Raw genomic sequence first — 12,580 nt, 5'->3', positions numbered from 1 at the left:
CCCGCGACTGTACTCATCCGACTCATGCAACCGTCCCGTTCAAACAGACCGAGCCACCTCTCACATCATCAAAGCCATGCCACGCAGAGGGAAACGGTGGAGCTATCTAGAGCCTTCACGGCCATTGAGATTGTACTTATTTCCTAAAGACATTTTTTCCTTAGTTGAATCTGCAACCAACATCCATTCCTGGTCAAGAACCAACTCCTGTATGCCTTTCGATGTCATTGGCTTCCCGAAGAAGAAACCTTGAACTTCCTCACACCCCCTTGCTTTAAGGATTCGCGCTTGTTCAACTGTCTCCACCCCTTCGGCATTGGACTTCATTCCCAAAGACACGCCGAGATCTATAACTGCCTGAATAATGCAATCTGCATCTCTACTTTCACCCAACCCAGAAATGAATGATCTATCAATTTTAATTTTGTCAAAATCAAATCGACGCAGATAGCTCAAACTAGAATAGCCTGTGCCGAAGTCATCCATGGCTATGCGGACCCCCATAGATTTGATTTGATTCAAGATCGATATCGTTTCATCTGTGTTCTGCAGAAGAATCCCCTCGGTAATTTCAATTTCCAACCTTCCCGGTGCAACTTCTTCAGCTTCAAGGGCCGACCTTATGGTTTCGACAAGATTGCCCTGCCTGAACTGTATCGGTGATACATTTACAGCGAATTTCAAGTGAGGCCAATCACGGGAGTGATAGCAAGCCTTTCTTATTACATATTCACCGATCGGAATGATTAGACCCGTCTCTTCCGCCAAAGTAATAAACTGATCGGGAGATATCCGACCTTCGGTCGGATGGTTCCAACGTAGGAGCGCTTCAACACCTGACACCTCGTTCGTGGTCAAATCAACTTGCGGCTGAAAGTTCAGCTCCAGTTCATCTTCAGCGATGGCTCGACGCAAATCATGTTCAAGCTTTTTGCGCGCAAGTAGTTTTCGATTCATTTCTTCGGCGAAGAATTGAAGCGAGCCTCTACAGTCGTTCTTGGCACGATAAAGTGCTAAATCTGCTTGCTGAAGGAGCCGTTGTGCATCGGCACCATCCCCCTTCATGCCCCTATCGTATACCGTAATTCCAACACTTGTGCCAATCACTGTCTCGTTTCCGTCGAGGTCAAACGGCCTTGCCAATTCGGCAATAAGCTTGTTCGCGAGATCTGTTGCGCCATTCGGCTGGTCGGCAGTCCATTGAATAATAGCGAATTCATCGCCCCCAAGACGCGCCAGGAAATCACTGCGACCAAGAACACCGCTCATCCTCTCCGCTGCCTTCTCCAGTAAAATGTCGCCGGCGCCGTGCCCGAGTATATCGTTTACATCCTTGAAATGATCCAGATCCAAACACAATACGGCCAGCCCACATTCAAGATGTTCGGCCTCTGCAATGGCGTTCATCAATCGGTCGTTGAATAGCGTTCTATTTGGTAATTTAGTGAGCGGGTCATGGCTTGCGAGATAGGAAGCGCGGTCAATCGCCCGCTTCAGGAGACCAAGCGGCAAAATGCGAATCGCGGCAAATATAACAACCCCAAGACTTCCGGAAAACATCGACACAAAGAAGCTGCGCATCAGCAACTCCCTGAGGCTCTGAACAACCTCAAGACGCGCCACTTCAATTCCGGCATCATATATCGGAGCTGTTGCGCGAATGATCGGCCGTGACGTGAATTCGCGCCCGACGGCGGCTATGACTTCACCACCCGCGCCAATAACCTTCCAGCCTTCTCTTTCGTTATTCGGACCTTCAAGGATGTCACTAATTCTAAGTGTTTCAAATTGCCATAAAGTCGGATTGCGACCTACAATCTGTGTCACGGCGCGCGCATTCATTTCCACTTCGGCTATCGAACCACCCTTGATGAACTGGTATCCAAAATAGAAATGGAGGATTGGAACGACGACTGCGACAGCCACTGCTGCAATCAATGCAGTTATAGTGGTCACTTTAAGAATACGGGGATCCAGACCCTCCACATCTGACGTTTTACCAAATTTCTCCATGGCGTCAGTCAGTTTACTGGATTGAATTCGTATGAAGACAGGATTGTTTGTGCCTCATCAGAGAAGATGAAATTTTGAAACTCAACGGCCAGTGGTGACGCTGCCTCGCTGGACACCAAATACAGTGTTTTCAAAAACGCATCGTCAGGACCCGAGGTGGCGCCCTCGGCCTGCGGGGTGACGAGCGTCAGAGCTTTCAGTTGGCGGCCCTCCGCCTTAATCTGACCAATGGCCATAAGGCCGAAAGACCCCTCAAGTCGTTCAAGCGTCTCTGCGTTCTCCTGGTCCGTCATGGCAACGAAGGATTCGGAGCGTTCGAATGCAACATCGACAGCCATATCTATTTCTGGGGATAGGCCCCTTATGATTTGGATGTCCCCCTCGGATGGCGGACGCATAACCAAGCGAATTGGGCTCCCGTCCGGCCATTGGTTGGCCACTCCGGAATAGATCTCGACGATGTCCTGTGGTGTGATTATAGAGGCTTCGTTTCCGGCAGATGTGGCAAAAACCATCGATGTCTGGGCGTAGCTTCTGGCCGTTGCGCCGCCTTGGATTTCCTTATCTTTCAGAGGTCTGGAACTGAGACCCAGGTCAATTGCCTGAGCGATAACCGCCTTGATGCCACCGCCGCTTCCCAGGCTTGGAAGTACTTCGATTTTGGAGCCAGGGTGCTGCGCCTCAAACGCGTCAACGAGAACCGCTATACTGCCGAGTGCGACCCCGGTGCCTCCGATGCGCAAAGTTTCGGCCTCCGCTCTGTCGCAGAACACCGCAGTTGCCATCGCACCCAGAGCAATGGTTGCCGAACGTAATACACTGCTGGACACCGTGTCACTCTCCACTCTTTTACATTATGCCAGAAGGCACTAAAACGTTTAAAAAAACGAAAACGGTAGCGGCGGATCTGCGTATCTAGCGTTGAGAGGGCATTTTTTCAGTGCGGAGCGCTTCGATTTTCCTGCTCTCGACAACCGCTTTTGTCCGGCCAACGCAAGCCATCAAGGATCAGCGCTGGCGCAAATCAGACTGGTCCTGGCAATAAACACTGCACCGTCCGAGACCACAGGCCTGGACGGTGACAGGTCGCTCACGGGAAAGTGCCGGAGACATAGGGGACTTGCGAGGCGACGAGGCTACGCCGATTTCACGTAGCCACCGTTATAGTCCTCGCTCTTTCTACGGATCTGAGAATGTTCAACAATCCGCTCACGTGCTATTCCCCTGAACTCTTCGATAGAGGAATAGCCTTTGCGCTGCAAATAGTCGCTCAGATCGTCCTTCAACTCTTGTATCAGCTTGACACCAACACCACCGCTGCCTTTTTCTTCCATCGCCGCTGTGCACACCTGCAGGTTTCCTGCCCCGTGTACGATGAAATTAAACGCTTCGTGAAAGCCCTTTATCCCGCCGATGCCGGATATCGAATTTTCCGGAAAAGCGCGCGAAATATCCGACACACGCTGCAAGGCCTGGTTCAAAATTGCCAACCCGCCTTGCCCGCCTGACGTCACAAGTCCATCCACCTCAACCTCAAATTTCAACGTTTCGGGATCCATCAGAGGCAAAGAAGGAAAGGTATTGCAAAGGGATATCGACGACGCACCCGAAGCATAGGCCACCGCAGCGGCCTCAACCAGTGTCGATGTTGACGGCGTGAGTTTCACCCAAATCGGAACGCTGACCACATCGGTTACAGCCTTCAGGATTGATCTGATGATGTCCTGGTCATTCGCAACATTGGCGCCCATATCCTTGCGATCCATGTGAGGACAGGAGAGGTTCAACTCCAGCGCGTCACATCCGACATTCACGCATTCGGTCGCAAGTTTGCGCCAATTGTTCATTTCCTCTTCGCTACCTGCACCGGCCATGATCGAGGCGATGAGCATACGGTCCGGATAAGTTCTTTTGATTTCCTCCAGATCAGGCAACCACAGTTCAAGCGGCTGATCGGAAATCAACTCCCAGTTCCAGGACGAGTGAGACACAGTGTCTGCGCGTTTCGTGCGCGACACATAGGGCTTTGCCTCACTTGTGCGTTGGTAGATGGTTTTGGGCCCGGCAACGTTTTCAACCGGATGCAAACCAATCGTTTTGGTCACGACGCCGCCCCAACCCGATTCAAAGGCCTTCATGATTTTTCGTTTGCTTTCCGTCGGCGGCGCGGACGCCAGCACAAATGGATTTACAAACTCAAGACCTGTAAAATTTGTAGCAAGTACATTTGTCATAGCGTGTCCTCAACCTATCAACACCTTCGACTGTCCATTTTTTTACCAAACAGTCAATAATTTTCGCCAGTCCTTCACCCAACAGGTGGAAACCGCGGCCGCTCCGGCTACGCTTTGCCTAAAAAACAGGATACTCCTGAGGGCGCAGACGTCCGTCGGCCAATGTTTTGGAGCGTCACAAAGCCGACCCCGCTCGGGTCCAATCTCGCAGCAGCCCAAATGGACAGGGATCACATTAAGGACGTCCTGCTCCCTGCGACGCCTTTGTCCAATCCTGCCGTGTGGGACGCCGCACGCTGATGGTGAAACTTGATGGCATGTGGTGGGTTTTGTTGCATGAGTGGATAAATTGCGGGCTTCCCCTTACCCCGGACGCGGTTATCCTGCGGGCTCGGTGACGCATATACCAAGCGCAGTATAGCGGTTGAGCATGGCGATGCGGATCTGGATCGCTGCGACCTGCCGTTCAAAGTCACGCGCCAAGAGCGATTGGCCCATTAGCTTCATGCGCTGCATATTTTTCTCAACGCGGCTTCGGAGATGGTCTCCATCGCACCGTTGCCAGAGGGCGCGGATCAGGTATCGCGATATGTTGACCGCTCCGGTTCTGGCGACAGTTCCGGTCCTCGTGGGCCTCTGGGGTTTGGCATTCTCGCGTGGTGGCTTGCATGGTGGATTGACTGCGCGAGCGCCTCGGTTGGCATCCGCGTCCTGGCATTTGCGGATATGGGGCAGCGCAGCCCGGTCTGCGGTCAAGCGGCTGCGGACGGAGATCCTGGGGATAGCGGGCGCGTATTTGCACCTGCCGTGCCAAGTGCACGCGATCTGGTCCCGACGTATTGCAAAGGTTCTGGTTGCTTAGGATATGAGCGCAGCACAATAGAATGTGACGGCGTTGATGGTTTGGCCCCGGCGCTCACAACTCGCCGGGGCAACGATCCTTACCGATCCGAATTCGGCTCCCAAGCGAACTTCTGCATTACCGCATCGACGGGTGTTTCTGCGATGTGGTTGGTGTAGTTGCTCATCACCTTCTGTGCCAGACCAAGGATCACATCGAGCACGTGGCGCTGTTCGAAGCCTGCATCATAAAACGCCTGAAGCGTGGCATCATCGACGTTGCCGCGCTCGCGGATCATAGCAAGCGTGAAGGTCCGCAGCGCCTCCAGCTTCGGCGTGGGAAGCGGCGTTTCGTCCCTCAGCGCGTCAGAAATTTCGTCACTGACCTTCATCATCTTGGCGATGCCGGTGTGGGCGGGCACGCAGTAGTGGCACTGATGCTCGACGTTGATCGTCTGCCAGACCACGGTCTTTTCATCTGCATCAAAAGCGGTTTCTTCGGCGAAAAGGCGGTGCAGCACCTGGTAGCCCTCAAAGGCGGCGGGCGATCCGGCTAGCACGCTGTGCAGGCCCGGCAGACGGCCAAACGCAGCCTTGGACTTTTCGATCAGCGGGATGGATTTTTCCGGGGCGTTGGTTTCGTCGAGGCGGTCGAGTGTGGACATGAATGTCTCCTTTTCTGTCGCGGTTGGCGACGGTGATGGCGACAGGCATGAAGGTTTTTGAGCGATCGCTCAAGTAATAAAAGAGTGATCGCTCAAAAATAGGTGAGCCGTCGGTTTTGACCTATCTGGCGCGCGCTGAAAGGTGTATTCAGCCCTATGGCGCGTGAACCCGCATATGACCGTGACGCCGCTCTGGAGGCCGCCATGACCCTATTCTGGGTCAAGGGCTACTCGGCGACATCTCTCAAGGATCTGGAGCAGGCTTTGCAGATGCGGCCTGGGTCGATCTATGCCGCGTTCCGCAGCAAGGAGGCGCTGTTTCGCGCGGCGCTCGACCTTTATGCCGGGCGGATGGAGGCGGAGCTGACCGCGATGATTGCCGATGCCCCGTCTGCGCTGACGGCGTTGCGCAGCTACCTGCTGTCGCTGGGGGGGCTGGACCATTGCGAAAAACCGTCGACCGCCTGCATGTTGGTGAAATCCCTTCTGGAAATACAGATGGATCGGCCCGAGCTGCGCAATGTCGTGCTTGCGCATCTTGAAACCGTGCGGCGATTGCTGGCGCAGGGTTTCGCCAGGGCGGTAGCGGCGGGTGAATTGCCCCAGGATGCGGATCCTGCACGTTTGGCACGGCGGATGCAGACCTATGTCTTTGGCCTGAAAATTCAAGCCCAGCGGGAAACCGACCCGGAAGCGATGCAGCGGCTGGCGCAGGATCTGGCGGATGAGATCAGCGACTTGCGCCGCGCCGCCTGAGCCGTATCCAGCCCTGTTTCGCAGGCCAGAGCGATGCCTGCGGCTCGATGTTCCCCTTCGACAGGAGGGTATCCTGATACCGCGCCGCAGGGCAAAGTGCAAAGGTCGCGCACCGGGATGCCCGGATATGCCCGGATGTGAAGGTCGCGGCAACGCAGATGACAGTGGCACGCAGCAGCCCGCCGAACTGCGGCGAGATCCGCGATGTGGCGCAGCAGTCGATCTCGCCGTTGCTGTCGCCGTCGGTGAGGGGGACCTCGTCCGGTCCGCCAACCGGGTCTTTTGCAACCGCCGCCGGGGCGGATCTGTGCGGCGCCGCGGGACGCCCCGGGAAACGCGATCAGGCCGGTTGCGCCAGGAGGCGCAGTTCGGCGGAGCGGGCGTGGCCCTCCATTCCTTCGGTTCGGCTGATCCGTGCGGTGCGCAACGCCAGTTCGTGCGAGGCCGCCGCGTTGCAGCGCTGCCAGGTCACTGTCTTGGTGAATTTATGCACCGACAGCCCGCCTGTATAGCGCGCGGCGCCGCTGGTGGGCAGAACGTGGTTGGGGCCCGACGTCTTGTCACCAAAAGCCACCGTCGTCTCCGCGCCCAGGAACAATGAGCCATAGGCCATGAGGCGGCCCAGCCACCAGTCAAGATCCTCGGCCTGCACCTGCAGGTGTTCGGGTGCGTAGCGGTCAGCCACCTGTGCTGCCTCCTCGCGGCTGTCGCACAGGATGACCTCGGCCCGTTCATCCCAGGCCATGCGGGCGGCGGCGGCATTCGGGTCCGGCAGGCTGTCGATCATGACAGGAACGTGGGCAATCACCGCGTCGGCCAGCGCCTTGTCCGTTGCGACCAGCCAGACCGGGCTGTCGATCCCGTGTTCTGCCTGACTGACGAGGTCCCAGGCCACGGTCTCGGATGAGGCTGTGTGATCCGCCACGACGAGCGAGTCCGTGGGGCCTGCGAACATATCGATGCCGACCTCGCCAAAGAGCATCCGCTTGGCTTCGGCCACATAACTATTGCCGGGGCCGACAATGATATCCGCAGGCCTGCCGCCAAAGAGCCCCCTGGACATGGCCGCAACGCCCTGTACACCACCAAGATTGAGGATCAGGTCAGCCCCGCAGAGGTCCATCGCAAAGACGATGGCATCGGGAATACCGACATCGGTCCGCGTCGGCGAGCAGGCGGTGATATGAGGCACCCCCGCGACCTTGGCGGTGGTGACAGTCATCAGCGCGCTGGCGATATGGCTGTAGCGCCCGCCGGGCACGTAGCATCCCGCACTCGAGACGGGGATCTGCTTCTGCCCGGCGATCAGCCCTGGCATCACTTCAACCTCGCATTCGCCCATGGTGGCTTTCTGTGCCTCGGCAAAGCGGCGGATGTTGCTATGGGCAAACCGGATGTCGTCCTTGATCGCTTCGGGCACACGGGCGCAGGCGGCGGCGCGGGCGTCTGCAGACACCACAATGTCACCGCTCCAGTGGTCGAGCTCGCGGGCAAAGTCGCGCACCGCCTCTTCGCCACCCTGATCGATATTGGCCAGCATGGCGGCCACGATGTCCCGGAGATCCTTGTGTTCGACCGCCGGGCGGGCGTTCGCTTTCTTTAGGTATGTAATGGCCATGGGGTCAACTCTGCTTCTGTTGGGAATGGGCATGGATCGCGTCGGCCTGCGCATCGGTTGTGTCGATGCCCTGGAGCATGGGGGATCTGGTCCCGGGGGACCGGAGAAGGCCCGGCCCCCAGTTTGAGCTGCCGGTCCGTCAAATGGCGTTTGGCCGCAAAGGCTCCGGTCATCAGATCGCGCGGCACGCTGGCGCCACTCACGAGCGCATCAGTGCGAAGGACGGATCGTATGGCGACGGCAGGATCACTTCGGTGCCCACCAACTCACCGTAAAAATCGAGGTCGATCTGCGTGCCCGGTGCAGCCAGGGACGGATCCACGAAGGCATAGGCGAGGTTCATGCCGACCCGGTGCCCCCAGTTGCCCGACGTGATGGTGCCGACCACCTTGCCCGCCCGCATCAGCGAGGCACCGCTATGGGCCGGAGCATTTGTGGCGTCGACCTTCAGCGTCACAAGTTTCTTGCGCAGACCTTCCGCCATCCGCCGATGCAGGGCACCCTTGCCGATGAAGTCTGCTTTTTCAGGTTTCACGAACCGATCGAGCGCAGTCTCGAAGGGGTCAAATTCTGTGATGAGATCGGTCTTCCAATGCATGAAGCCCTTCTCCATCCGCATTGTTTCGACGGCCCGCGCGCCAAAGAGCCTGAGCCCATGCGCCTCGCCGGCTTTGCGCAGAGCCAGGTAGGCCGCATAGAGTGCAGCGTTGGGCACATGGATCTCATAGGCCAGTTCACCCGAAAAGCTGACACCAAGCACCGTCGCCGGAGCGAAGCCGATGAAGCATTCGCGGACGCTGAGCCAGGGGAACGCCGCTGTCGACCAGTCGCCGCGCGCGCAGGTCGACAGCACGTCGCGCGCTTTGGGGCCGGCAAGGACGAGGATGGTCAGCTCGTTGGTCAGACTGCGGATCTGCACGTCCTCATCCGGGTCAAGGTGAGCCGTCAGCCAGTCCATGTCGTGGTATTCGCTGGCCGCGGCCGACCCATACCAGACCCGCGAGTCCCCCCGGTCCGAGGCGGGAATATTGGCCACCGTGGCCTCGCCTTTGACATGCCCGTGATGGTTCAGCAGGTAGCCAAGGCCGACCCGACCATCCCGTTTCGGCACTCCACTGCAGAACATTCGGTCGAGGAAGGCGTGTCGATCCGCGCCGGTGATCTCGAACCGGTTGAATCCGCTGACCTCGCAGAGGCCGACGTTTTCCTGCAGGTTCTTCACCTCGGCCGCGACAATGTCGAAGGCCTCATCAAAGTTGAAGCCGAGCGTGGTGTGAAACTCCGGCGACGGCTTGATGAAATCGACCCGCTCCCAGCCATTCACGGTGGTGAACTCGGCACCTTCTGCCGAAAAGACCGGCGTCAGCGGCGTGGTCTTGGCGAGGCGACCCGCCGGGCGGTGTTCATTCGGGAAATGAAAGCGGAATTCGTTCTGGTAATCTTCGATCGCTTTGAGCGCGGTGAGTTCCACATTGGCGTGGCCGGTAAAGCGGCGCGGATCGATGACCCAAGTGTCGTAGCAGGCCTCGCCATGGACGATCTGTTGCGCCAGCAACCAGCCATGCCCACCGCCTTCGCCCAGCCCGGCCCGCAGTCCTATGATGCAGAAAGCGTTGCGCTTGCCGGGGATCGGGCCGACCAGTGGCGCGCCGTCGATGGTATAGGTAATCGGGCCGTTGACGATGGAGCGGATACCGGTTTCGGCCAGGACGGGCATCCGTTCAAAGGCGCCCTCCATCACATCCATGACACGGTCGAGATCGTTCGGACAAAGGGCATTGACGAAGTTCGGATCGATACCATCCATGCCCCAGGTCCTGCAGTCCTGTTCATAGAAGCCGACCAGCAGGCCGTTTTTTTCCTGACGACTGTAGTAGTCCGAGATCGGGCAGCGCAGCAGTGGCATCCGATGCCCGGCCTCGGCAACTGCTGGGATGTCCTCGGTCAGGAAATACTGATGTTCCATCGAGGCGACGGGGTGATGTACGCCCATCATTGCCCCCACCTCGTTCACACGGTAGCCGCAGGCGTTGACGACAATATCGCAATCGATATCACCTTGTTCCGTGTGTACGGTCCAGGTGTCGTCCTTGTGCTGGGTCAGCGCGGTGACGGGGGTCTCTCGGTAGACCTCGGCCCCGGCCTTGCGGGCGTGATACGCCAGAGCCTGGCAGAGCTGCGCCGGGTCGATGTCGCCGTCCAGCGGATCCCACAGCCCGCCCATCAGGTTGGTGGTCGAAACCAGCGGGTGACGGCGGGCACATTCCTCCGCGTCGATGACCTCAAGGTCGACTCCCATACCGCGCGCCATGGACGCGAAGTGGCGATATCCCATCATCTGCGCTTCGGTATTGGCCAGCCGAATGCCGCCATCGGCATAGTGATAGTTGATCGGATATTCCGGGTTCTCCGACAACTCCTTGTATAGCTTGATCGAATGCGTTTTCAGCCCCACCATCGTCTGGTTGGCACCGAAATTCGTCACCTGCGCGGCCGAATGCCATGTCGTCCCCGAGGTGAGCTCATTGCGCTCGACCAGCACCACATCGCTCCAGCCTTCCCGCGTGAGGTGGTATAGGGTCGAACAGCCGGCAATGCCGCCACCGATAACAACAACCTTGGCCCGCGATTTCATGGGGTGCGCCTCCGATCCATTTTATCCGGGAGTAGGACCAGCCGTTGTCGCCCTCGCAACAGGAACTCGGCTGCTTATCAAAAAATCACAGTTAGAATTTGATTGCCTGAGATGAACAACAAACCATTTGCGAGGCGTCGGAAAGACAGGCCTCAGTCGATCAGCTTGAAACTGTCCCCAAGCCAGGGGTCACTGCGGTGAAACGGAGCCAGGGCGTGCTCCTGAAACAGTCGCCGCATTTTGCTGTCGACGAGTTCGACGACCGCGCGCGAGCAATCCGGCGTCGACACCAGCGCCAGGGTGCGCGCGAAATTCTTGCCCGGAAGAAAACAGTGCATCCGCACTCTCGCGTGAAACCGCTTTGCGCGCGAGAACAACATCGGGGTGGTGATCGTCCAGCCTGCCCCGGCGGCGACCATAGCCATCAGGGTCTGATTATTGCTGCATTCGAACCGATGCGGCGCCGTGACCCCAATTCGGCGCAGTTGCGATTCGATCTGACGGGCGATCATCAGATTGCTGGAAAAGCGCAGCAAAGGCAGCTTGCTTTGCCCCTCGACAATCTCGCTCAGCGATTGCTGGGTGACCCGCGGCAGTACGGCCACAAAGGGATCACGCAGCAGGGGCCGATCACGAAGATCGCTCAGCCGTTCGTCGGGCGCGGTGATGATGGCGATATCAAGCTTTCGGTTGCGCAGCATTTCGAGAATGTCGTGGCTTGAGCCAGTATGATACATAAAATCGCAGGTCGGCATGCTAGCCGAGAGGAACACGGCCAGTTCTGGGATGATGTCGCTGTCGAAGTCCTCAATCGTGCCGAGCCGCAGAAAGCTTGCATCAGCCACGCTGCCGGCGGAGGCTTCGGCCTTGGCTTTGCGGATCGCGAGGAGTGCCCCTTCTATGTTGCGCAGAAAGGTCTGCCCCTTCGGCGTCAGCGCCATCGGCCTGCGGGCGTGATTGAAGAGCTCGACGCCGAGATGCTCTTCGAGGCTGCGCAAATGGTGGGACACGGTACTGACGGTCAGCCCCGCCTCCTGGGCGGCCGCCTGCAGCGAGCCATCCCGCGCGCAGGTCTGGAATAGTTCCAGCGACTTGAGGCTGAGATCCTTGGAAGCGTTCAGGCGGGACATCGGGCGATCTCAATTGTGCACGGGCTGACGCAGCCTACTCGTAATTTTTAGGAATTTTAAACTCAATAAGTCTAAATGGAGATTAAATTTTCCTTCTCCAGCCCGAGCCTGTGAAAAAAATGGCGGTTTGAACTGGCTATGCTTCTTCGTGCAGGTCTGCGTTCGAGCGAAGTTGCATTCAGGTTTGGCTTCATGCCTCCTACTGGCTCATTCTATGTTGAAGAATGTGTTGTTTGAGGTTGCGTAGGGACTGACGTGCGGGCTCTGCTGCTGCTCTTCGCGCCTATTCGGACGGCAGCTTTGTTTTGGGAAACTGGGTCCGGCTCACTTGAGGAATTGCGCATGCGGACAAGCGGGTATGGCGAGCATAGCCATCGATCGGCAGCCCTCCGCTGAAGCCCTTCAAGATCGTGTCTGGATGATCGCCGGATCCCCGCCGCGGCGCCGCTCGTGGAAAATGAACCTTCGGAGATCACGCGGACAAAGCCCGTTGATGCGCTGGGCAACGGGATATCTCCTGAGGTTGAGAGGCTTTGACGTGGTAAACTTGGGATGTATGGTCATCTCGGCCTGCTGGAACTCCACAACGATGACGCGGCCGGCTTCGTTGAAAAGCCGCAAGGCGAAGTTGGCCGCATCAATGGTGGATTGTTGGACTGGAGCCCGAGGCGCTAAATGTCATCGATGAC

At 57.7% G+C, this 12,580-nt stretch carries 8 protein-coding genes and 1 pseudogene; 1 reads left to right on the top strand and 8 read right to left on the bottom strand.

All coding sequences use genetic code 11. From position 1 onward, the window contains the following. Positions 1-102: 102 nt before the first annotated feature. The 5 genes and pseudogenes from FGE21_RS19035 to FGE21_RS19020 all read right to left on the bottom strand — a co-directional run bounded on the left by FGE21_RS19035 (position 103) and on the right by FGE21_RS19020 (position 5,752). Positions 103-2,013 (bottom strand): bifunctional diguanylate cyclase/phosphodiesterase, encoded by a 1,911-nt coding sequence (locus FGE21_RS19035; RefSeq protein WP_139664987.1) that lies wholly within the window; start codon positions 2,011-2,013, stop codon positions 103-105. Positions 2,014-2,021: 8 nt separating this feature from the next. Then, positions 2,022-2,843, bottom strand: coding sequence for a PstS family phosphate ABC transporter substrate-binding protein (locus FGE21_RS19030; protein ID WP_139664986.1), 822 nt, complete (start codon positions 2,841-2,843; stop codon positions 2,022-2,024). Positions 2,844-3,149: 306 nt separating this feature from the next. Further along, positions 3,150-4,247: a tRNA-dihydrouridine synthase gene (locus FGE21_RS19025; protein WP_139664985.1), complete on the bottom strand. Its 1,098-nt coding sequence runs from the start codon at positions 4,245-4,247 to the stop codon at positions 3,150-3,152. A 378-nt stretch (positions 4,248-4,625) separates the two neighbouring features. Further along, positions 4,626-5,003: pseudogene (locus FGE21_RS20530) on the bottom strand (IS5/IS1182 family transposase); the annotation flags it as partial. Between the two features lie 185 nt (positions 5,004-5,188). Beyond that, positions 5,189-5,752: a carboxymuconolactone decarboxylase family protein gene (locus tag FGE21_RS19020; RefSeq protein WP_139664984.1), complete on the bottom strand. Its 564-nt coding sequence runs from the start codon at positions 5,750-5,752 to the stop codon at positions 5,189-5,191. Positions 5,753-5,908: 156 nt separating this feature from the next. On the opposite strand from FGE21_RS19020, the gene FGE21_RS19015 reads away from it, so the two are divergent. Beyond that, a complete protein-coding gene (locus tag FGE21_RS19015; protein ID WP_139664983.1) occupies positions 5,909-6,508 on the top strand; it encodes a TetR/AcrR family transcriptional regulator in 600 nt (199 codons plus the stop codon). 340 nt (positions 6,509-6,848) lie between these two features. Here FGE21_RS19015 and hisD read toward each other — a convergent pair whose 3' ends face one another. The 3 genes from hisD to FGE21_RS19000 all read right to left on the bottom strand — a co-directional run bounded on the left by hisD (position 6,849) and on the right by FGE21_RS19000 (position 11,891). Then, the gene (gene hisD / locus FGE21_RS19010) at positions 6,849-8,126 is read right to left on the bottom strand and encodes a histidinol dehydrogenase (protein ID WP_139664982.1); all 1,278 of its coding nucleotides are present in this window, start codon (positions 8,124-8,126) and stop codon (positions 6,849-6,851) included. A 199-nt stretch (positions 8,127-8,325) separates the two neighbouring features. Then, entirely contained in the window at positions 8,326-10,761 is a 2,436-nt protein-coding gene (locus FGE21_RS19005; RefSeq protein WP_139664981.1) for an FAD-dependent oxidoreductase, read from the bottom strand. Positions 10,762-10,913: 152 nt separating this feature from the next. After that, positions 10,914-11,891, bottom strand: coding sequence for a LysR family transcriptional regulator (locus FGE21_RS19000; protein ID WP_139664980.1), 978 nt, complete (start codon positions 11,889-11,891; stop codon positions 10,914-10,916). Positions 11,892-12,580: the final 689 nt, after the last annotated feature.

Source organism: Phaeobacter sp. B1627, from assembly GCF_006265095.1.
Lineage (GTDB): Bacteria > Pseudomonadota > Alphaproteobacteria > Rhodobacterales > Rhodobacteraceae > Epibacterium.
The sequence above is the reverse complement of the archived record's forward strand: the minus strand, read 5'-3'. Positions and strand labels throughout refer to the sequence as shown.

Coding starts and splice junctions, on each gene's coding strand:
- FGE21_RS19035 (WP_139664987.1), bottom strand. CDS start 2,013: ATGGAGAAATTTGGTAAAACGTCAGATGTGGAGGGTCTGGATCCCCGT.
- FGE21_RS19025 (WP_139664985.1), bottom strand. CDS start 4,247: ATGACAAATGTACTTGCTACAAATTTTACAGGTCTTGAGTTTGTAAAT.
- FGE21_RS19020 (WP_139664984.1), bottom strand. CDS start 5,752: ATGTCCACACTCGACCGCCTCGACGAAACCAACGCCCCGGAAAAATCC.
- FGE21_RS19015 (WP_139664983.1), top strand. CDS start 5,909: ATGGCGCGTGAACCCGCATATGACCGTGACGCCGCTCTGGAGGCCGCC.
- hisD (WP_139664982.1), bottom strand. CDS start 8,126: ATGGCCATTACATACCTAAAGAAAGCGAACGCCCGCCCGGCGGTCGAA.
- FGE21_RS19005 (WP_139664981.1), bottom strand. CDS start 10,761: ATGAAATCGCGGGCCAAGGTTGTTGTTATCGGTGGCGGCATTGCCGGC.
- FGE21_RS19000 (WP_139664980.1), bottom strand. CDS start 11,891: ATGTCCCGCCTGAACGCTTCCAAGGATCTCAGCCTCAAGTCGCTGGAA.